Genomic DNA, 19,417 nt, shown 5'->3' with positions numbered 1-19,417 from the left:
TGGCTTGAAACACCCCTCTATTTTACAACCTAAAAAATATTTAACCTACTTTTTACCTCCAAAAGATATAATACAAACATATAAAACACTTTAGGAATTATTATGCTAATAGATAGCTATCAGAGAGTAGTAGATTATCTTCGTATCTCCGTAACAGAGCGATGTAATTTCAGATGTCAGTACTGCATGCCGGAAAAGCCCTTTTCGTGGGTGCCAAAAGAGAATCTGCTTACCTTTGAAGAGCTCTTTTTGTTTGTAAAAGTGGCGATAGATGAGGGGATAAATAAGATCCGCATAACCGGTGGAGAGCCTCTCTTGCGTGAAGATTTGGATAAATTTATAAAGATGATCTACGACTACGCTCCCGAGATTGATTTGGCAATGACTACAAACGCCTATCTCTTAAAATCTACCGCTCAAAAGCTAAAAGATGCAGGGCTAAAACGCCTAAATGTAAGCATTGACACGCTAAAGCCAGAAGTAGCGCAAAAGATAGCAGGCAAAGATGTTTTAGCAAATGTTTTAGAGGGTGTAAACGAAGCACTTGCTGTTGGATTAAAAGTAAAAGTCAATATGGTGCCGATGAAAAACATGAACGCTGATGAGATAGTCGATGTGCTTGAGTACTGCAAAGAGAGAGACATGAGTGTTCGTTTCATAGAGTACATGGAGAACAGTTTTGCCTCTAAAGATATAAGCGGTCTGAAATCCGATGAACTTTTGGCAGCCCTAAGAGAGCATTATGAGTTCGAAGATGAGGGCTTTGACGGTGCATCGCCATCGCACTATTACCGTATGAAAGACGGCTATAGATTTGGGATTATTGAACCATATGAGGATGATTTTTGCAAGCAGTGCAACCGTATCCGTCTAACTGCAGAGGGGCAGCTTATTCCGTGTCTCTACTTCGATGAAGCACTAAGTATAGGTAAAGCGATAAAAGCCGGAGATGTAGTAGCTGCGGCAGAAGTGCTTAGAGAAGTTGTCAAGAACAAGCCGGAGAAGAACCGCTGGGGTGGAGAGGATGGCGAAGTCTCTACCCGCGCTTTTTATGAAACGGGCGGTTGATGGTATATTTAGTAGAACATTTTTATAGTATTCAGGGAGAGGGGCGCTACACGGGCACGCCATCACTCTTTTTTCGCTTTGGCGGGTGCAACATGAAGTGCGAAGGATTTGGCTGCATCGAGAGCGCACCGGGTGGCGCAAAAGTTCTGGGATGTGACACTGTCTATGCGGTAAACAGGGAGCATTTTTTGCAAAACTGGGTACCCGTTAACAATGCTAAAGAACTTTTAAATATACTCAACCTGTATGATCTGCCAAAAAAAGTAGATATAGTACTGACTGGCGGAGAGCCGCTCATCTACGCAAATGAGGCAATATTTGTGGAGTTTTTAGAGGCTCTTCATGCGGATGGACACAGAATTACCTTTGAGACAAACGGCTCTTTAAGTGTTGATTTTGAGCGTTATCCAATCTATAAAGAGTGCATTTTTGCTTTATCCGTAAAGCTCTCAAACTCAAACGAACCCTTTAGTAAAAGAGTCAGAGGTAATATTATAAACGCTATTGCCACAAATGCAAAAGGGGCTTTTTTCAAATTTTCCATAGATGCAAACTCTATAGATTTAGGGCTTGAAGAGGAGATTTTGGAGATAAGCTTGCATGCACCGGATTGCGACATCTATTGCATGCCTCTTGGCGGAACAAAAGAGGAAGTCGAGGCAAATACAGAGCCGCTTATAGAGTTTTGTAAATCAAAAGGGTACAATTTTAGTGATAGACTTCACATACGAATTTGGGATCAAAACAGAGGTGTCTAAGAGATGATAATAAGAAAACTTTTTAAATTTGAAAATGCTCATATTGTTCGCGGCTGCTCTAGCGTGAAGTGCAGAAGTTCTCTGCATGGGCACTCCTACAGAGTTGAGCTTCTGTTTGAATCAAACTTTTTGGATAACGGTCAGATGGTTTATGATTTTGGGCTAATGAAGCAAAATATGAAAGATATTATTGAGTGTTTTGACCACTCTATTGCCATCTGGAGCGGTGATGAGGAGCAATATATAGCCGATATGCAAGCACACTCATCAAGATGGGCGCTTCTTCCCGTTTCCCCATCTGCAGAGCAGTTTAGCCGTGTTATTTTTGTGCTTATTGACAAGCTTTTGACCCTCACCACTACCATCAACGGAGAGAGGGAGGTAAAACTCCACAGCATTATCGTTCATGAGACGGCAACCGGCTATGCACAGGCTTTTAGAGAGGATGCTTACTCTAAAAATATGGGAGAGATTGATTTGAATGAAATTCATTTTAGTCAAGAGATTCAAAATAGCTGGCAGGACTCAAGACTTTTTGAGAAGATAAAAAATAGTGAGAGTTTTTTAAACCCCAAGAGCGTTTAGCTGCACGAGAGGCTTTTTTGCTCTTTTGAGTTGAAGCTAAATCTTGTGGAGATCACTTTTACTCTACTACCTTTTTTGATAACCTCACACTTCTCATCTACTATGATATATGCGTTAGAGAGCGAGAGAGGGGTTATCATACCCGGTGAAAACTTATCGTAGGGCGTAAACTCAGCGCCGTCAAAATATCCGGGAATAAGCGTTCTTCTGCCACCTTTTATGATGCACTCCGCTGCTGCCGTTGTCTCAATGGGTGCAATATATTTTGCCGCGTCACCGCTAAGAGCCAATATGATACTTTGAGCAAATAGCTCAAAATTGAGTGCTGCTGCAAGCGGATTTCCTGGAAGATTGAGCACCAAAGTATCTTTTATGCGCCCAAATGTTGTCGGTTTGCCGGGTTTAATCTCGATTTTATCAAAAAATATCTCATAACCGAATGCTCCAAACGCCTCTTTTGTAAAGTCCGCATCGCCAACGCTAACTCCACCCGATGTTATTACTAAATCGCTCTCAAGCGCGCTTTTGATGTGCTTTTGTATATCTTCAAGCGAATCGCCTGCCGTGCCTATAAAATCAACTTCGCATCCGAGCTCCAGTGCTCTTGCAAAAAATGTGGGAGAGTTTGTGTTGTAGAGCTGGTAAGACTCAACACTCTCAAAGTGCATCTTCAGCTCATTTCCCGAGGCAAAAATAGCCACTTTTGGTTTTTTGTAAACTTTTACGTGGCTTATACCCTGAGACGCCAAAAGAGTAATATGGTGGGCGTAGAGCCTCTGCCCTTTTTTTAAGATAGTTTCTCCGCTTTTGATATCCTCACCGCACAAACGAATGTGTCTTGATGGCTTTATGTTGTTTGGAAGCTTGACCCCGTTATTTGTGAGCGTAACATCTTCTATGGGAACAATCGCTTCGCAGCCATGGGGGATTTTTGCCCCCGTCATTATTTTGATTGCAAATCCGCCCTTTAGTACATCTTTAGAGTCATCGCCTGCAAATATAGTATGCTCTACCTTTACCTCTTTTAGAGTATCCTTAACCTTGACGGCATAGCCATCCATTGCCGAGTTATCATAAGGAGGAAGGTTGTGAGAAGCAGTTATATTTTCTGCCAAAACAGAGCCCAAAGCCTCTTCAAATGGTACTATTTTTAGTGACCTTGGAGTAGCATTTTTGTAAATAAATTCGAGTGCCTCTTCTATTGTAACAGCCATGTTTCTTCTTTTTCTATTTTTATTGTAACATTGCACTATGAATGAAATGTATGATATGAGTATTGTAACACACAACTGGGGTGTTGTGTTGGTTTTAAGTGCTATTTTTATAAATATTTTTATGCTTTTTGGCATAAAAGATTTGGCAAAATATAGAAGAGCAATGCTGCTTTTTACACCCATTGCAGCAACGGCGATAGGGATGGTTGTCTTTACGGGCGTAGTTATGATGGCGGCGAAGCATCTAGAGTTTACTGTAGAGAATATCGCCATGATACTCTTTGTCGTTATTCTTATCTATTTGGAGCGAAAACGTGCAAAGGCACTTAAAAGCACCTCTCAAAAAGAGAGTGATGCGTTTAAAAATTTTAAAGCATACGCACTTAAGATTCTGCTTTTAGAGATAGTTGTAACCCTTAGTATCTCTACTTGGATGTGGCTTTGATATATATACTTGATGACGAGGCAGGGAAGCCAACGCTTCATATAAGAGGCGATCTGCATAAATATCTCATCAAAGTTCGCCGCCATTGTGAGGGTAATGAGATAAATTTCAGGTCAAGAGAAAATATAGAGATTTTGCACAGATATAAAGTAGAAGAGGTTGAGCCCAGAAGTGCAAAACTCTCTCTTATCTCTTCGGAGGCGCACGAGGTTAAGAGCAAAAAATCGCTCCATGTCGGCTGGTGCATCATAGATTCAAACTCCATAGAGAAGGTTCTGCCCTCCCTTTGTGAAATAGGCGTTGAGAGAGTCTCGTTTATAGCATGTGAGAGAAGCCAAAAAAACACTAAACTAGATTTTAAAAGATTTCAAAGGATTATGGAGGCTTCAATGCAGCAGTGCGGAAGAAGCACATATATTGAATTTGATATCTATAAAAATGTAGAGGCGTTTGTGGCAAAGTTTCCCGATACAAACGTGTTTGATTTTTGCGATGAGACGCTGCAAGACTACAGCAGTATAAAAACCGTTCTTATTGGTTGCGAGGGTGGATTTTCGCAAAAAGAGAAAGAGCTCCTCTCCTCTTTTAAAAGATTTAGATTAGATACTCCGATGGTTCTGCGCTCCGAGAGCGCCGTTCTTGCAATTGCTAGCAAAATAGTACTTTAAGATATTTTTTGCTATAATCCGTTTTCTAAAAATCCGCCCCCATACGGATTTAAAAAATATATAGATATTCGCACGTAAACGAGTATCAAAAGGCAAAAAAATGAAAAAAGATATTCACCCGAAATTAGTAGCTTGTGCAGTAACATGTTCATGTGGAAACACTTTTGAAATAGAAAGTGCAAAAGATGAGATGAGAATTGACATATGTAATGAGTGTCACCCTTTCTTTACAGGTTCTGAGAGAATGGTAGATACTGCAGGAAGAATTGAAAAATTCAACCAACGTTACGCAAAAAAATAATCAAGATTTTTCTTGCTTACACTTGTCCCGACTCCAATTGGGAACATAGGCGACATATCTCTTAGAGCCATTGAGGCTCTAGGTGGTGCCGACACACTTCTATGCGAAGATACTCGCGTTACAAAAAAACTTATCCACATACTCAAAGAGCGTTACCAGAGCGTTTTTAAACCAGAACAAAATTTTCTTCCCCTTCATTCTCATAATGAAAAAGAGTTTATCTCAAATCTTGAACCATCATTTTTTGAACAAAATGTTATCTATGTCAGCGACGCCGGTATGCCCAGTATCAGCGACCCGGGTCAAGCTCTTGTTAGGTACTGCCAAAAAAACGGTGTTGCTTATGATGTTTTACCCGGCGCAAACGCGCTTCTAACCGCTTTTGTGGCAAGCGGGTTTGTTGAGACAAAGATGCTTTTTTGGGGATTTTTGCCGCACAAAGGCAAAGATAGGGCTGCTTCGCTTCAAGGTGCTCTTGGCAGCGGATTTACCACAGTTCTTTATGAATCTCCGCACAGACTTGAGAAACTCTTGGATGAGCTCTCCTTTGAGGAACCTACAAGAGAGATTTTTTTGGCTAAAGAGCTTACAAAGAAGTATCAACGCTACTATTTTGGAACTGCGCTTGAGATTAAACAAAAAGTTGATGCAAATCTCCGTGGCGAGTGGGTTGTTGTCATCAGCGCTGCAGAGGCGCAAAAACCCAGCGCCATAACTCAAAATGATATTTTAGAGCTTGACCTGCCCAAAAAGACTCAGGCAAAGCTTATCTGTAAAATAACAGGCGAAAATACAAAAGCCTGTTACGAGAGACTCTTAAAACTGTAGATATATACTATTTTCATTTTTTTGGATAAAATGCTCAAATGTTAATTTATGCAAAACAGCCAATCAATTATATCATAGAGAATCATCCTGCCAAGATAAAGACGCTTTATCTTGCAAAAGAGATGGATAAAAAAGAGTATTCGCGTCTTATGAAGATGGGCTTCGAGGTAAAGAGAATTCCATCTGATGCGGCGGGAAAAATGTGCAAAAATGCATCCCATCAGGGCATTCTTGCAGAGGTTGAAGATTACGCTCTGTATAGTTACAAATCATTTTTAAATTATGATTTTGTACTTGTTTTATCCGGGCTTACCGATGTAGGAAATATCGGTGCAATAATTAGAACCGCTTATGCGTTAGGCGTAGAAGCGGTCATTGCATGCGGTGTGAAATCACTTCCTCTTGAAGCAATTACCAGAACAAGCACGGGAGCACTCTTTGACATGCCTTTTGCACTGCAAACAAATGTTCATGACGCTATAAACGACCTTAAGATGTCAGGTTTTAAGACATACGGTGCAGATATGGGAGGTACCGATATAAGAGAGGTAAAAGTCCAAAGCAGACGTGCTCTCTTTTTAGGAAGTGAGGGAGAAGGGCTTACCGCTAGAGTCAGTTCAAAACTAGATGAGATCGTAACTGTAAAAATGGCGCATAAATTCGACTCTTTAAATGTCGGTGCGGCAGGAGCAATTTTGATGGATAGGATGAGAATATGAGTGAAGATTTGGATAAATTAAAAAAAATAGGCGTACAAAAAATCCATGAGAGAACACATATATCAAGAACACACATTGAGTCGATTTTCAATGAAAACTTTGAGGGAATGGGCAGTGTTCAACTTTTAGGATTTTTATCTATTTTTGAGAGAGAATATGCCCTTGATCTGAGTGAGCTGAAAAATAGAGCAAGAGAGTATTTTAAAAGCCAAAAGAGTGATGAGGAAAATATTAAAGAAAAGGTAAAAATTTTTACGGCATCTAAGAAAAAAAGAAAGTGGACGTTTTTTTATATACTCATAGGCGCAGCAGTAGTTTTTACACTGCTCTACTTTGCTTCAAGACTTCCTCAAAACGAGATTATAGATTCAAGCAAGAATCTTCAAACTGCTGTTCCAACACTTCAAGATGATAAAAACGACTCTGTGCTAGATGAGAACTCATCTCAAGATGGTTTAATGGAATCAACCGGAGTAGAGGAGATGGCGGGAGCGGAGGAGAAACTAGAGGAGAAACAACCAGAGCCTGAAGTTAAGCCGTTATCTTTTAAAATTATTCCAAAAACAAAAGTGTGGCTCGGCTATATTGATTTATCAGACTATAAAAAGTATCAAACAACATTTTCCGACGAGCTTAAGCTTGATCCTGCAAAAGAGTGGCTCCTCTCGTTTGGGCATGGATATATAAAAATAGAGATAAACGGCGAGATAACAGAGTTTAAAGACCCAAAAACTATGAGATTTTCATATATAGACTCAGAGTTAAGACAGATAAGTTACGATGAGTTTACAAGATTAAACAGAGGCAACAAATGGTAAAAATATTTTTAGTTGTTGCTCTGCTTCTCTCCTCTGTTTTTGGCGCTCAAATAGAAGAGAAAAAAGAAGGGGATCCTGTTATTGAAAAGGTAAAGAGCCTTATCTCCGGGGCAACTTTTGCTAAAGATAAAGAGTATATAAGTATCATCTTCTCTCCAAGAGAGGATTATTACACCCCTTTGGGGAGAGTAGATGCAGTTAAGGTAATCCAAACTCTCAAAGAAAACGGGATTTTAAATCTCTTTTTTCAGACCCCGCGTGAGACAAATATAAGCTTTAAAACAGAGGGAGTTCCTCTCTTTTTTGTAAAGATTATGAGTGATTCGCTAAGAAATATTGGCTATTACAGGTATGTAACCAAAGAGTCTCTTTATAATGACTCAAAATTCACTTGGACAATAAATATGATCTCAGAGTACGCAACAGATCCGCTTATTCTCAGCCAAGAGCTAAAAAAGAGCAACTGTGAAATTGTTGATGTTATTAGAGAGTCGCAAACAGATTGGGTATACGTAATCGATATGAAAAATGCCAAACTCAACGTACCTGCTCTTGAGGATTCAGAGGAGTTTCGACTCAAAAGATCGCTCTACTCATACTGGCTTGATGTGTCAAAGATAAACAAGATAGAGATAACAAGCTCTCGCAGAAATGATTGGTATCCATATATAGCTTATTATGATAAATCTCTCAAGCTGCTGCGGGTTATAAAAATAGATGAAAAAAAAAGCCGTATTACCCTAAACATGAGAGAAAATACGCACTACATAAAGATTTCAGATATCTACTCTCTTAAAAATATCAAAGATGATTTGGTTTTAAAACCAACAATAAAGAAATAAAGAAATTATAAAAATTTTTCGATAGAATGTCATTAATAATTTAAGCAGGAATATTCATGTTTGACGAAATACAATTTGATAGAATGAAAAGGTTGCCGAAGTACGTTTTTGCCGAGGTAAACGAGCTGAAAATGGCGGAGCGAAGAGCCGGCGCAGATGTGATAGATTTTTCTATGGGAAATCCTGATGGAGACACTCCTGAGCATATAAGAGAGAAACTTATTGAGTCTGCACAAAAGACAAAGACACATGGATATTCAACATCAAAAGGTATTCCTAAGCTTTTAGGTGCGATCGCTGATTGGTACAAAAGAAGATACGACTGTGACCTAGACCCTATGACAGAGTGTGTTGCAACAATGGGCTCAAAAGAGGGTTACGCGCATCTTGCATACGCTATAACCAATCTAGGCGACGTTACTATTGTGCCGGATCCGACATATCCTATACATGAATACGCATTTATTTTAGCGGGTGGAAGCGTCATAAAATTCGGGATAGAGTTCGATGAAGATTTCAAGGTAGATGAAGATAAATTCTTTCAAGACCTTGTGAAAATTTTCAAAGAGAGCTCTCCTAGACCAAAATTTGTTTTGGTAAATTTTCCTCACAATCCTACAACTGCAACGGTTACACAGGATTTTTACGTAAGACTTGTGGCACTTGCTAAAGAGCTTAGATTTTATGTTATCAGCGATATTGCATATGGGGATATAACATTTGGCGACTATGTAACTCCTTCTATCATGAGTATTCCCGGAGCAAAAGATGTGGCTGTTGAGAGTTTTACGCTCTCAAAAAGTTATAACATGGCAGGATGGCGTGTAGGATTTTTTGTCGGAAATAAAAAGCTTATCGGCGCGCTGCAAAAAATCAAATCATGGCTTGATTACGGTATGTTTACGCCTATTCAGGTTGCGGCTACCATAGCACTTAACGGTGATCAGCAGTGTGTTAGAGATATAACTGCAAAATATGAGCATCGTCAAGATATTCTCTTAGAGGCGTTTGATAGAGCAGGTTGGCACATCAGAAAAAATCAGTCAAGCATGTTTGTCTGGGCAAAACTTCCTGAGTGCGTGGCGCATCTCGGAAGCTTGGAGTTCTCAAAAAGATTGCTTGTAGAAGCTGGTGTCGCGGTTGCTCCGGGTATCGGTTTTGGCGAGTATGGAGAGGGTTATGTCCGCATAGCTCTTATAGAAAATGACAACAGAATCCGTCAAGCGGCAAGAAATATAAAAGAGTTTTTAAGACAATTTGAAGAGAAAAAATAATCACACTAGTGTGATGGGCTTCCTGCCGAAGGAAACCAAGCGTTAGCGTAGATAGAGGAATCTAGGTGCCCCTTGAGGGTATACTTCCTCTATCGTGACAGGATGGGGATAAAAAGTTCCCTTAAATTTATGCAATAAATTAAAGGAATTGATATGATAAGGGTAGGAATTATAGGCGTTGGAACTGTTGGAACGAGTGTAGCACAAATTTTAAAAGACAATGCCGATGTGATTTCTGCTCGCGCCGGAGTTGATATAGTAGTAAAAAGCGGAGTTGTAAAAAGTCTCAACAAAGATAGAGGTTTAGACATAAAACTAACAGACAACGTCGATGATATTTTAAATGACGACGAGATCGACATTGTAGTAGAACTTATGGGCGGTGTCGAGGAGGCTTTTGAGATAGTAAAACGTGCGCTAAGAAAAGGCAAAGCCGTAGTAACTGCAAACAAAGCGCTTTTGGCGTACCACCGTTATGAACTCCAAGAGATTGCACAAGATATTGCTTTTGAGTATGAAGCAAGTGTCGCAGGCGGTATCCCTATCATCAACGCTCTTCGTGATGGACTCTCCGCAAACCATATAGAGTCTATCAAGGGAATTATGAACGGAACGAGCAACTATATGCTAACCGAGATGATTCAAAACGGAATGAGCTATGTTAACGCCCTTAAAAGCGCACAAGAGTTAGGCTATGCAGAAGCAGACCCGACCTTTGACATTGGCGGGTATGACGCGGCACACAAGCTTTTAATCTTAGCAAGTATCGCTTACGGCATAGATGCAAAGCCTGAAGATATTCTTATTGAGGGCATTGAGAACGTGTCTAAAGATGATGTAGAGTTTGCAAACGAGTTTGGATATGCTATAAAGCTTTTGGGCATTGCTAAAAAAGATGCAAACATGGTGGAGCTTCGCGTACATGCGAGCATGATAAGCAAAGATGAGATGATAGCAAAGATAGACGGCGTTATGAACGGTATCAGTGTTGTCGGCGATAAAGTAGGAGAGACACTCTACTATGGACCAGGTGCGGGCGGAGACGCTACTGCAAGTGCCGTTGTTGCAAATATCATTGACATTGCAAGAAGCGGAAAGAGCAAACCTATGCTCGGTTTTGACAAGCCTATGGAGCGCGGGCTAGTTTTAAAGCCAGCAAGAGATATTGAGTCAAAGTACTATCTGCGCATAAATGTCTCCGATAAAAAGGGTGTTTTGGCAAGAGTGACCAAAATGTTTGAAGATAACGATATATCGGTAGAGACCATGCTGCAGCGCCCATCTTCAAAAGAGAGTGCAAATCTTCTTATCTCTACGCATTGCGCATTTGAGAGAGATATACAAAACCTTATAGATTCGCTTGAGAAGCTGGAATTTGTGAACTTTAGACCTGTAATGATTAGGATAGTTTAAAGATCCTTCTTTTTTATAGCTTGAGGATAATTACGTCTTTTTTTGAGTTTTCCAAGATATCAAGCGCGTAAAAACTTATATTTCCCGTTGTATGAACTGCAACAAGGTCAAAATTGATATCTTTAATCTCGCTCTCAAATAGTTTTGGATTTAGTGAACTTTTACGAACCGTTCCAGAGATATTTATCTCTTGTGGCATCTCCAAAGAGTTTAAAAAAGAGTCTAATTTTTGTTTGGACTCTTCCATAAGATGAAACTGATAATCGTAGAGGTCGGCAGAATTAAATCCATAATTGTTTAATCTGTTTTCAAAAGGGATTAGATAAAAGTTTAAGAGTTTAATGTTTGAATCAGGAAATAGATTTGTTATTTTTTTTATCGCCTCTTTGGACTCTGCTGAAAAATCGCTAAGCATCAAAATATTTTTGTATTTCAGTTCATGGTCGCTTTTTACGACTATAACGGGAACTGTAGATGAGCGTATAATATCTTTTGTGTGCGACCCCATATAGGTATCACCCAAAAAGAAGGTCTCTCCGCTTTTACCCATAATAATCAAATCACTGTTTAAAAGCTGCGCCGCCTTTGCTACATCGTTTTTTATTTTTCCGCCTACACAGTGGAAATTTTCATCATTAATTGAAGGAAATTTTTCATTAAGTTTTTTCAGACTGTGTTCTCTAATGTAGGAGAGATCTTTTTTTGGTGAAAAAAATGAGTTCTCGACAACATGAACAACATCAACAATGCCATCTCGTTTTTTCGTAAAATCTATAGCTTTTTGCAAGACTACAAGACTATCGTCCGAAAAATCTATTGCGACTAATGTTTTGAACTTTTTCATAACTTCTCTCCATATTTTTGCATTAGAGACATTTTATCTTTTTATTGTAAAAAGATATGATAGAATTTATCAAAATCAAAGGAGCTCATCTATGAAGTTTGTCGCATTAGTAGTTATTGCATCCACGCAGTATGAGGATAGGTTAAAGGATGTCGCCAAAGAAGCAGGTGCCGGCGGCGGAACAATTTTGCAGGGCAGAGGAAGCAGTCTGGGGGAAAAAAAGAGTTTTTTTGCCCTGACTTTTGAAGGGAATCAATCCGTGATAATCTATGTACTGGAAGAGAAGCTCTCAAGAATTGTGCTAAAGGCGATAAACGCAGAGGTAGAAAAAACTCAGGCAGAGTGTATGGCTTTTACAATGCCTATCTCGCATATTGTAGGGTTGGACAGAGAGTTGATTAAAAAGTTTGAAGATTCTATTAAACAAGAAGATAATCTATAAGGAGAGATGGATGATAGTAGAAAATGTAATGAAAAAGAGCGTAACGACAATCATGCCATACGCAACGCTAAAAGAGGCGCTTATGCTTATGAAAGAGAAGGGGTTGAAATCGCTCATAGTCGATAAAAATTCTCCAAGCGATGCTTATGGGATAATTACAAATACGCAGATACTAAAAGCGATTTTGGCGGAAGAGGGCGATATAGAGCTATTGAATGTTTATGATGTATATAACAAGCCCGCTTTTAGCGTCTCTTCAAAAATAGATGTAAAGTATGCCGCAAAGACGATGATAGAGCATAATATCAAAAGAGTCGTAGTAACAGATAACAATGAGCTAAAAGGCGTGCTTTCTATTACAGATTTGACTGATTATCTGATGAGTTTGGTAGATTAATGCCCCAATTGATAAAAGAGTTCAAAAAAACTTTTATTGAATCATTTTTAAATCTTGTTCCGATTCTGCTTATTATTGCAGGATTTCAACTCTTTGTTTTTCAGAGCGTTCCGGATGATTTAGATTCCATAATTTTTGGCTTTTTTATAGTTACTATTGGAGTGACATTTTTTTTAATGGGGCTTGAGATTGGAGTGTTTCCTCTTGGAAATAGCCTCTCTAGCGAATTTTTGGAGAAAAAATCGCTATTTTGGTTTGCACTCTTTGGTTTTGCTTTGGGTTTTAGCGCCTCAGTCGCAGAGCCTGCAATTATTGCCGTTGCTTCTCAGGCAGAGGCTATCACAAACGGCGCTCTTAATGCATGGACACTGAGGCTTATAATTGCGACAAGTGTCGGTGCAATCACCGCTTTTGGCATTATAAGAACTATATATGGTTGGTCGATTTCAAAGATTATAATCATTGGTTATGTCATAGTTCTGCTTATTACATACTTCGCTCCCCGTGAGATTGTAGGACTTGCCTATGATTCAGGCGGCGTTGCTACAAATGTTGCGACGGTTCCCCTTATTGTAGCTCTGGGTATAGGAATAGCTTCGGCGATTAAAGAGAGAAGCGTTTTAAGGGATGGTTTTGGGTTTGTGGCACTTGCAGCCATTACTCCGATGATTAGCATCCAGCTTTATGGAATATTTGTCCTTGATGAGGGTTTTTCATCGCAAATTCAACATGTCGCAAATGAAGTGGAGGATAAGACCCATTATATCGGCGGATTTAGCATAGTTAAGGTTCTTGTTGACCTCTTGGGTACATTTACTAATATTTTGCCAATCATTGCCACTATTGTTCTTTTTCAATATTTCGTGATTAAAAAACCGCTGCCAAATATTGGCAGAGTGGTATTTGGATTTATATTTTTGGTTTTAGGTCTTTATGGGTTTATCGTGGGAATTAAACTCGGACTTTTTCCAATAGGAGAATCAATCGCGCAAAATTTAGTCATTATGAACAATGTGTTTTTTATATATCTGTTTGCATTTTTAATAGGTTTTGGCACAACCATGGCTGAACCTGCTTTAGTGGCAGTTATAAAGCAGGCTGACAAAATGTCGGAAAAGCAGATGAATGTTAAAATTATCAGGCTATTGGTTGCTCTTGGTGTGGGTATAGGAATTCTAATCGGTTCATACAAGATAGTAAACGGTCATGATATCTGGCTCTTTATTACAATTTTGTACATGTTAGTAGTTTTATTGGCCATCTTTGCTCCTAAAGAGATCGTAGCTTTTGCGTTTGATTTGGGAGGTGTTACAACTTCCGAGATTACCGTGCCTATAGTTACGGCATTTGGGCTTTATCTGGCTATGAATATTGAGGGAAGAGACCCTCTTATGGACGGCTTTGGGCTTATTGCGTTTGCTTCCGTTTTTCCGATGATAACCGTGATGGGGTACAGTATTTTGGTTCAAAAGTTTCAAAAAGGGCAAGAGAGTTGAAAATCCTAATAACTGGAGCCAGCAGCGGTATAGGCGAAGCTCTTGCAAAACTATATGCTACCAAAGATAACGGACTCTATCTTCTTGCCAGAAGAGAAGATAGACTTCAAAAACTCCAAACTAAACTAGCGCCACTTGCAAAAAAAGTAGAGATTATAGTCTGCGACGTAACCGATTTCGATACTCTGCAGCAGAAAATGAGAGAGATAGCAGATGTGGATATGGTTATCTTAAATGCGGGAATCTCGCTCGGACACTCGTTAGAGATCACCCCTTTTGAAGAGTTTAAAAGACTCTACGATGTCAACGTCCTCTCAAACCACGCCATACTTGAAGTGCTTCTTCCAAAGTTTTTAGAAAAAAAGAGTGGCAAAATAGTCTTTATCTCCTCTTTGGCATCGATATTCTCAATGCCCAGCTCAAAAGTATACAGCTCATCCAAAAGAGCCCTTAATGCTTACGCCGAAGGACTAAGATACAAGTACGAGCCGCACGACATAAAGGTTTTAAACATACTTCCGGGTTTTGTAAAAAGCGAGCTCACCGACAAGAACAAGTTTTATATGCCTTTTTTACTAAGCACCGAAGATGGAGCTAAGATCATAAAGAGGGCTATAGATAAAGAGAGAAGATTTTACGCTTTTCCGAGAAGATTTTACTATTTGATACTTCTGTTTAAATATCTTCCCTTGTTTTTAAAACAAAAGATTATTAAACATCTTTTTCGCTAATATTACCCATTAAAAACCACCAAAAAGTTAAAAAATATCATGGAAAATACTCAAACAATAGATAGCGTCTGCACATACTGCGGGGTTGGGTGCGATATAGCCGCACATGTAAAAGATAATAAAATTCAAAAAATCTTTGCACATAAAGACGGCGTGGTTTCGCAGGGAAAGCTCTGCATAAAAGGGAAGTATGGGTTTGATTTTGTCGACTCAAAAGAGCGACTTAGAATCCCGAGAATCAAGAAGAGTTTTTTAGAGAAAAACCCATCTATAAAGGAGGCTATTGCATCATCTTTAGTTGATTTTGACGACGTTTGGTATGAGAGTGACTTGGAGAGTGCTACAACTGCCGCTGCCATGAAATTAAAAGAGATTCAGGCTAAATACGGCAGAAAAAGCATAGCTTCCATCGGAGGGGCTAGAACCTCATGTGAGAGTGTCTATCTTTTTCAAAAATTTACACGCCATACGCTGAATTCTCCGCATGTAGACAACTGTGCGAGAGTCTGTCATTCGCCGAGTTTAAAAGGAATGCGTACCACCATCGGAGAGGGAGCCGCGACAAACCCTTACAATGACATCTACAACTGCGAGTTTATGATAGTTATCGGCTCAAATACAACAGAAGCGCATCCAATAATCGCAAACCGTATTGTCGATATGGCGCAAAAGCATGATAATCTGGCAGTATTTGATGTCAGAGAGATAAAACTCCACCGCTTCGCAAAATACAAAGCAATCATGCCTTATGAGGCAAATCTGCTTGTCTTAAATATGCTTGCACATGTCATTATAAGTGAAGAGCTTTATGATAAGAGCTTTATAGCGGAGCGCACAAAAGATTTTAAAGAGTTTAAAGAGATGATCTTAAACGACCCATATGCCGACCCTAAATATTTTGAACAAATAGAGGGTTATGAGGATCTTGCTAAGATGATCCCAAAGATAGCAAGAGAGTATGCGCTTAAGAAATCTATGATATTTTGGGGGCTTGGGATAACGGAGCATCTAGACGGCTCTTACGCGGTAATGGCGATAACGCACTTGGCGCTAATGACCGGAAATATTGGAAAAGCCGGAGCAGGACTTATGCCTCTTCGCGGGCAGAATAATGTTCAGGGTGCATGTGATATGGGGATGCTCCCTTACTTCGCTCCTGATTATCAAGTGCCTAAAGAGGTTGGCTTGATGACACCGCAGCTTGTCGATGAGATGCTGGAGGGACGCTTAAAGGCTGTCTTAAATATCGGCGAGGATTTGACACATATCCACCCAAACATAAACAAAGTTGAGAGAGGTATACAAAACTTAGAGCTTATCATGGTTCAAGAGCTCTTTATGACCGACATAACTTCAAGGGCCGATATTGTCATAGGCGTAAAGTCGGCGTATGAAAAAACGGGTGTTTACGTCAATGCAATGCGCCGTCTTCACTTGTCTCAGCCGCTAGTAGAGTCTGACTTGCCGGATGACTGGGAAGTTCTGCAACTTCTTGATAACAAAATGGGCGGAAAAAGTGCCTATAAAAACTCAAACGAGATTTGGGATGAGGTGCGAGAGGTTGCATACCGCCGTTTTAGCGGAGCTAGCTATATAAGACTGCAAAGACATCGTAAACGTGGGCTTCAGTGGCCTGTTCACACAGAAGATACGCCGATTTTGCATCAGCTTGATTTTAGAACCGATGACGGATTGGGAGAGTTTCACTATCATCAGTACAAATTGCGCAATATGGTGCAAGAAATCGTTGAGAAAAAAGAGAGAAACTACTACCTCACAACCGGCAGAACGATTGCCATGTACAACAATGCGGCTCAGACAAAACAGACGGCAAGCCTAGTCAATAGATATGATGAGGATACTTTGCTTGTAAACAGCTCTGATGCCGATGATTTTAGAGGCGAGCGCGTTATTTTAAGAACAGAGAATGGAGAGACAAAACCGCTAAAAGTAAAATTTACGGACAAAGTGGAGCCAAAAGCTCTTTTTGTGACATTTCACTATGCAGATTCCAAGATAAATGCGCTCTTTGGAGACGAGAGCGACGAGCTTATTTTGACGGCGGCTTTTAAATCTGTAAAAGTGGAAGTTGTAAACCTCTAGATGAGCAGAGCAAAAGGAAATTTTGCAGAAGATATTGCTTGCGAATTTCTTAGAGACAATGGCTTTGCAATTGTAGAGAGAAATTTCTACTCCCGCTTCGGCGAGATAGATATCATCGCCATAAAAGATGATGTTTTGCACTTTGTAGAGGTTAAAAGCGGGCTTGATTATGAGAGTGCAGTTTTAAACATCACAAAAAGCAAGCTCTCAAAAATCATAAAAACGGCGTATGTTTATATGAAAAAGAGCTCTTTAGATCTAGATTTTGTTCTTGATGCCTTAATTGTTGCAGAACAAAAGGTAGAGTTTATAGAGAATATAACGCTTTAGTCCTCTTTTTTAAGATTTACCTCTTCGATGAGATCCAAAAATCCATCAACCTCTCTGCTTCCTCTGTCAGCATGTATAATCTCGCCTCTGTTTGTCAAAAAATAGTGTCTTGGAACGCCTTTAGTCACAAACTGTTTAGGTATATTGTGTCTGTCTCTTGAGAGGTACAAAAGCACATACTCCTCTTGGAGCCTATCGATGGCTTTTTGTTTTGAGAGAGTCATCTTTTTAAATCTTTCACACCATCTACAAACATCCGCACCGATAAAAAGATAGACACCTTTTTCTTGTTTTTTTGCCTCTGCAAGTGCCTCGTCATAATCATTTAACCAGTTTAGCTCTGTGCTAAAAAGAGTTGAGTATAGTATAAATAAAGAGATAAAAATTTTCATCTTATTTGTAAATATCCCAGAAATTATTTTTATACTATAATAACATAAATACAAAGGGTTTTGGAGGATTTTATGGTAGCAAATATCTATTTTGGCTCAGATGAAACATCAAGGCAAGAGTTAACAAACAGATTAAGTCCATACAGCGGTGAGGTTGTCTCCAAGGCTGCGATTTGCAACGCGGATGATGCAAAAAAAGCGCTTCTTATCGCCAAAGAGGCAGCTAAAGAGGCTAGAAAAAGTACGATTGCACAGAGATGCAGCTGGCTTTTGGATGTAGCGCAAAAGTTAAGAGATACTAAAGAGGATATGGCAAAAACCATTACCGATGAGGTGGCAAAGCCGATAGCATTTTCTAGAATAGAGGTTGAGCGCTGCATTGAGACCATAACTCTTTGTGCGGAGACGATGCGCACGATGCATGGAGAGACCATCAATACAGATGCAATGCCAAGCGGGAAGAAGACAACAGCCTTTTTTTTGCGTGAGAGTGCAGGAGTTGTCGTGGCGATTACCCCTTTTAATTTTCCGCTCAATCTTGTAGCGCATAAACTCGCACCCGCTCTTGTGGCGGGGAATGCAGTTGTATTAAAGCCGACTCCAGAAGCTCCTTTAACGGCGTATAAATTTGCAAAACTCTTTATCGAGAGTCCTTACGCTATAAAAGATGCACTTAGTGTTGTTTACGGAGATGCAGAGGTCGGAGGTGCGCTTGTTTCAAGCGATATTCCGCGTGTTATAAGCTTTACTGGAAGTGTTCCCGTGGGCGAGATAATTGCAAAGAGTGCAGGCATAAAAAAGGTCTCTTTAGAGCTTGGCGGCAATGCGGCGACCTATATTGATGAGAGTGCCGATCTGGATTTGGCGGCTTCAAGATGTGTTATCGGTGCTTTTGTAAACTCCGGTCAGGTCTGTATATCGCTGCAACGCATCTATGTCAATGCAAAAATATATGACGCATTTGCGCAAAAGATGGCAGATGAGACAAAAAAGCTGGTTGTCGGCTCACCGTATGATGATGAGACGTTTATGGGACCGCTTATCGATGATGAGGCATGCAAAAGAGCTATGAGCTGGGTTGAGAGCGCCATAGAAGAGGGAGCAACCGCAATGCTGCCTCCGCGCGTAGATGGAAGGCTCTTTTACCCATGTGTTATGGCTAATGTTCGTGATGATATGGCGATTGTGTGTGAAGAGGTTTTTGCACCGATTGTCTCTCTGGTTAGAGTAGAGAGTTTTGATGATGCGCTCCCGCGTATAAACAACTCTCCATACGGACTTCAATTCTCAATCTTTACAAATGATTTAAGCCTGACAAAACGTGCCATTTATGAGCTTGATGCAGGCGGAGTGGTTATAAACGACATGCCTACTCTGCGTTTTGATATTCAGCCATACGGCGGAGTAAAACTTAGCGGTGTGGGACGAGAAGGTCCGCGCTTTGCTATTGAAGAGATGAGTGAGATAAAAAGCGTGGTAATCTGCTAGATTTGTTAGAGGAGTCCTTCAATAATTTTTAGATATAATCGCGCAATTTTACAGCAAGAGATATATTTATGGATATTAGAGAAGAATTTTTAAGATTTTTTGAATCAAAAAATCATGACAGAGTAGCGAGTTCACCGCTTGTTCCCGATGATGCAACGCTGCTTTTTAACAATGCAGGAATGGTTCCTTTTAAGTCTATTTTTACGGGCGAAGTGCCTGCTCCGCAAAATCCGCGTGCAGTTTCATGCCAAACATGTATCC

At 39.9% G+C, this 19,417-nt stretch carries 23 protein-coding genes; 20 read left to right on the top strand and 3 right to left on the bottom strand.

Annotation, left to right across the window (positions count from 1 at the left end):
- The first annotated feature begins 102 nt into the window (after window positions 1–102).
- The 3 genes from moaA to IBX42_RS05755 are packed head-to-tail and all read left to right on the top strand — an operon-like array spanning window position 103 to window position 2,411.
- Window positions 103–1,068 carry a GTP 3',8-cyclase MoaA gene (moaA, locus tag IBX42_RS05765; RefSeq protein WP_294930154.1) on the top strand — a complete coding sequence of 322 codons (966 nt, stop codon included), beginning with the start codon at window positions 103–105 and terminating at the stop codon, window positions 1,066–1,068.
- The gene (locus IBX42_RS05760; protein ID WP_294930151.1) at window positions 1,068–1,826 is read left to right on the top strand and encodes a 7-carboxy-7-deazaguanine synthase QueE; all 759 of its coding nucleotides are present in this window, start codon (window positions 1,068–1,070) and stop codon (window positions 1,824–1,826) included. The genes moaA and IBX42_RS05760 overlap by 1 nt, the downstream gene beginning before the upstream one ends.
- A gap of 3 nt (window positions 1,827–1,829) precedes the next feature.
- Entirely contained in the window at window positions 1,830–2,411 is a 582-nt protein-coding gene (locus IBX42_RS05755) for a 6-carboxytetrahydropterin synthase (RefSeq protein WP_294930148.1), read from the top strand.
- Here the strand turns inward: IBX42_RS05755 and glp are convergent.
- A complete protein-coding gene (gene glp / locus IBX42_RS05750; protein WP_294930145.1) occupies window positions 2,408–3,625 on the bottom strand; it encodes a gephyrin-like molybdotransferase Glp in 1,218 nt (405 codons plus the stop codon). The two genes, IBX42_RS05755 and glp, sit on opposite strands and share 4 nt — an antisense overlap.
- A 37-nt stretch (window positions 3,626–3,662) precedes the next feature.
- Here glp and IBX42_RS05745 point away from each other — a divergent pair, with 37 nt between their 5' ends.
- The 9 genes from IBX42_RS05745 to IBX42_RS05705 all read left to right on the top strand — a co-directional run bounded on the left by IBX42_RS05745 (window position 3,663) and on the right by IBX42_RS05705 (window position 10,933).
- On the top strand, window positions 3,663–4,070 hold the full coding sequence (locus IBX42_RS05745; protein WP_294930142.1) for a hypothetical protein: 408 nt from the start codon (window positions 3,663–3,665) through the stop codon (window positions 4,068–4,070).
- On the top strand, window positions 4,061–4,738 hold the full coding sequence (locus IBX42_RS05740; RefSeq protein ID WP_294930139.1) for a 16S rRNA (uracil(1498)-N(3))-methyltransferase: 678 nt from the start codon (window positions 4,061–4,063) through the stop codon (window positions 4,736–4,738). Before IBX42_RS05745 ends, IBX42_RS05740 begins: the two co-directional genes overlap by 10 nt.
- Before the next feature lie 100 nt (window positions 4,739–4,838).
- A complete protein-coding gene (gene rpmE / locus IBX42_RS05735) occupies window positions 4,839–5,039 on the top strand; it encodes a 50S ribosomal protein L31 (RefSeq protein ID WP_294930137.1) in 201 nt (66 codons plus the stop codon).
- A 12-nt stretch (window positions 5,040–5,051) separates the two neighbouring features.
- Complete coding sequence (gene rsmI / locus IBX42_RS05730) at window positions 5,052–5,867, top strand: 16S rRNA (cytidine(1402)-2'-O)-methyltransferase (protein WP_294930134.1); 816 nt, start codon at window positions 5,052–5,054, stop codon at window positions 5,865–5,867.
- Between the two features lie 38 nt (window positions 5,868–5,905).
- Window positions 5,906–6,586 carry a 23S rRNA (guanosine(2251)-2'-O)-methyltransferase RlmB gene (gene rlmB / locus IBX42_RS05725; protein ID WP_294930131.1) on the top strand — a complete coding sequence of 227 codons (681 nt, stop codon included), beginning with the start codon at window positions 5,906–5,908 and terminating at the stop codon, window positions 6,584–6,586.
- On the top strand, window positions 6,583–7,404 hold the full coding sequence (locus IBX42_RS05720) for a hypothetical protein (protein ID WP_294930128.1): 822 nt from the start codon (window positions 6,583–6,585) through the stop codon (window positions 7,402–7,404). Before rlmB ends, IBX42_RS05720 begins: the two co-directional genes overlap by 4 nt.
- Entirely contained in the window at window positions 7,398–8,246 is an 849-nt protein-coding gene (locus tag IBX42_RS05715) for a hypothetical protein (protein WP_294930125.1), read from the top strand. The genes IBX42_RS05720 and IBX42_RS05715 overlap by 7 nt, the downstream gene beginning before the upstream one ends.
- 56 nt (window positions 8,247–8,302) lie before the next feature.
- Window positions 8,303–9,520 carry an LL-diaminopimelate aminotransferase gene (locus tag IBX42_RS05710; RefSeq protein ID WP_294930122.1) on the top strand — a complete coding sequence of 406 codons (1,218 nt, stop codon included), beginning with the start codon at window positions 8,303–8,305 and terminating at the stop codon, window positions 9,518–9,520.
- Window positions 9,521–9,673: 153 nt separating this feature from the next.
- On the top strand, window positions 9,674–10,933 hold the full coding sequence (locus tag IBX42_RS05705; protein ID WP_294930119.1) for a homoserine dehydrogenase: 1,260 nt from the start codon (window positions 9,674–9,676) through the stop codon (window positions 10,931–10,933).
- A 13-nt stretch (window positions 10,934–10,946) separates the two neighbouring features.
- On the opposite strand, the gene IBX42_RS05700 is transcribed toward IBX42_RS05705, so the two are convergent.
- Window positions 10,947–11,777, bottom strand: coding sequence for a universal stress protein (locus IBX42_RS05700; RefSeq protein WP_294930116.1), 831 nt, complete (start codon window positions 11,775–11,777; stop codon window positions 10,947–10,949).
- A gap of 91 nt (window positions 11,778–11,868) precedes the next feature.
- Here IBX42_RS05700 and IBX42_RS05695 point away from each other — a divergent pair, with 91 nt between their 5' ends.
- Genes IBX42_RS05695 through IBX42_RS05670 form a run of 6 tightly spaced genes read left to right on the top strand, consistent with a single transcriptional unit; the run spans window position 11,869 to window position 17,276 of the window.
- Window positions 11,869–12,219 (top strand): hypothetical protein, encoded by a 351-nt coding sequence (locus IBX42_RS05695; RefSeq protein WP_294930113.1) that lies wholly within the window; start codon window positions 11,869–11,871, stop codon window positions 12,217–12,219.
- A 10-nt stretch (window positions 12,220–12,229) separates the two neighbouring features.
- A complete protein-coding gene (locus tag IBX42_RS05690; RefSeq protein ID WP_294930110.1) occupies window positions 12,230–12,616 on the top strand; it encodes a CBS domain-containing protein in 387 nt (128 codons plus the stop codon).
- Entirely contained in the window at window positions 12,616–14,112 is a 1,497-nt protein-coding gene (locus tag IBX42_RS05685; protein ID WP_294930107.1) for a DUF1538 domain-containing protein, read from the top strand. The genes IBX42_RS05690 and IBX42_RS05685 overlap by 1 nt, the downstream gene beginning before the upstream one ends.
- Window positions 14,109–14,843, top strand: coding sequence for an SDR family NAD(P)-dependent oxidoreductase (locus IBX42_RS05680; protein WP_294930103.1), 735 nt, complete (start codon window positions 14,109–14,111; stop codon window positions 14,841–14,843). The genes IBX42_RS05685 and IBX42_RS05680 overlap by 4 nt, the downstream gene beginning before the upstream one ends.
- Window positions 14,844–14,882: 39 nt before the next feature.
- Complete coding sequence (locus tag IBX42_RS05675; RefSeq protein WP_294930100.1) at window positions 14,883–16,946, top strand: molybdopterin-dependent oxidoreductase; 2,064 nt, start codon at window positions 14,883–14,885, stop codon at window positions 16,944–16,946.
- The gene (locus tag IBX42_RS05670) at window positions 16,947–17,276 is read left to right on the top strand and encodes a YraN family protein (RefSeq protein WP_294930097.1); all 330 of its coding nucleotides are present in this window, start codon (window positions 16,947–16,949) and stop codon (window positions 17,274–17,276) included.
- On the opposite strand, the gene IBX42_RS05665 is transcribed toward IBX42_RS05670, so the two are convergent.
- Window positions 17,273–17,668, bottom strand: a complete 396-nt coding sequence (locus tag IBX42_RS05665; protein WP_294930094.1) for a thioredoxin family protein — start codon at window positions 17,666–17,668, stop codon at window positions 17,273–17,275. The two genes, IBX42_RS05670 and IBX42_RS05665, sit on opposite strands and share 4 nt — an antisense overlap.
- Before the next feature lie 72 nt (window positions 17,669–17,740).
- Between IBX42_RS05665 and IBX42_RS05660 the strand changes: the two genes are divergently transcribed.
- Together IBX42_RS05660 and IBX42_RS05655 are read left to right on the top strand one after the other, a co-directional pair.
- Entirely contained in the window at window positions 17,741–19,156 is a 1,416-nt protein-coding gene (locus tag IBX42_RS05660; RefSeq protein ID WP_294930091.1) for an aldehyde dehydrogenase family protein, read from the top strand.
- 68 nt (window positions 19,157–19,224) lie between these two features.
- The coding region (locus tag IBX42_RS05655) for an alanine--tRNA ligase-related protein (protein ID WP_294930088.1) at window positions 19,225–19,417 on the top strand (193 nt) is incomplete at its 3' end.

This window comes from Sulfurimonas sp., from assembly GCF_014859695.1.
Lineage (GTDB): Bacteria > Campylobacterota > Campylobacteria > Campylobacterales > Sulfurimonadaceae > Sulfurimonas.
The sequence above is the reverse complement of the archived record's forward strand: the minus strand, read 5'-3'. Positions and strand labels throughout refer to the sequence as shown.

What these genes read in the sequence shown, in the direction of transcription:
- IBX42_RS05670 (WP_294930097.1), top strand. Translation starts at nt 16,947, where the DNA reads ATGAGCAGAGCAAAAGGAAATTTTGCAGAAGATATTGCTTGCGAATTT.
- IBX42_RS05710 (WP_294930122.1), top strand. Translation starts at nt 8,303, where the DNA reads ATGTTTGACGAAATACAATTTGATAGAATGAAAAGGTTGCCGAAGTAC.
- moaA (WP_294930154.1), top strand. Translation starts at nt 103, where the DNA reads ATGCTAATAGATAGCTATCAGAGAGTAGTAGATTATCTTCGTATCTCC.
- IBX42_RS05695 (WP_294930113.1), top strand. Translation starts at nt 11,869, where the DNA reads ATGAAGTTTGTCGCATTAGTAGTTATTGCATCCACGCAGTATGAGGAT.
- IBX42_RS05690 (WP_294930110.1), top strand. Translation starts at nt 12,230, where the DNA reads ATGATAGTAGAAAATGTAATGAAAAAGAGCGTAACGACAATCATGCCA.
- IBX42_RS05715 (WP_294930125.1), top strand. Translation starts at nt 7,398, where the DNA reads ATGGTAAAAATATTTTTAGTTGTTGCTCTGCTTCTCTCCTCTGTTTTT.
- IBX42_RS05685 (WP_294930107.1), top strand. Translation starts at nt 12,616, where the DNA reads ATGCCCCAATTGATAAAAGAGTTCAAAAAAACTTTTATTGAATCATTT.
- IBX42_RS05660 (WP_294930091.1), top strand. Translation starts at nt 17,741, where the DNA reads ATGGTAGCAAATATCTATTTTGGCTCAGATGAAACATCAAGGCAAGAG.
- rpmE (WP_294930137.1), top strand. Translation starts at nt 4,839, where the DNA reads ATGAAAAAAGATATTCACCCGAAATTAGTAGCTTGTGCAGTAACATGT.
- IBX42_RS05755 (WP_294930148.1), top strand. Translation starts at nt 1,830, where the DNA reads ATGATAATAAGAAAACTTTTTAAATTTGAAAATGCTCATATTGTTCGC.
- IBX42_RS05745 (WP_294930142.1), top strand. Translation starts at nt 3,663, where the DNA reads ATGAATGAAATGTATGATATGAGTATTGTAACACACAACTGGGGTGTT.
- IBX42_RS05675 (WP_294930100.1), top strand. Translation starts at nt 14,883, where the DNA reads ATGGAAAATACTCAAACAATAGATAGCGTCTGCACATACTGCGGGGTT.
- IBX42_RS05760 (WP_294930151.1), top strand. Translation starts at nt 1,068, where the DNA reads ATGGTATATTTAGTAGAACATTTTTATAGTATTCAGGGAGAGGGGCGC.
- IBX42_RS05665 (WP_294930094.1), bottom strand. Translation starts at nt 17,668, where the DNA reads ATGAAAATTTTTATCTCTTTATTTATACTATACTCAACTCTTTTTAGC.
- glp (WP_294930145.1), bottom strand. Translation starts at nt 3,625, where the DNA reads ATGGCTGTTACAATAGAAGAGGCACTCGAATTTATTTACAAAAATGCT.
- rlmB (WP_294930131.1), top strand. Translation starts at nt 5,906, where the DNA reads ATGTTAATTTATGCAAAACAGCCAATCAATTATATCATAGAGAATCAT.
- IBX42_RS05720 (WP_294930128.1), top strand. Translation starts at nt 6,583, where the DNA reads ATGAGTGAAGATTTGGATAAATTAAAAAAAATAGGCGTACAAAAAATC.
- IBX42_RS05700 (WP_294930116.1), bottom strand. Translation starts at nt 11,777, where the DNA reads ATGAAAAAGTTCAAAACATTAGTCGCAATAGATTTTTCGGACGATAGT.
- IBX42_RS05705 (WP_294930119.1), top strand. Translation starts at nt 9,674, where the DNA reads ATGATAAGGGTAGGAATTATAGGCGTTGGAACTGTTGGAACGAGTGTA.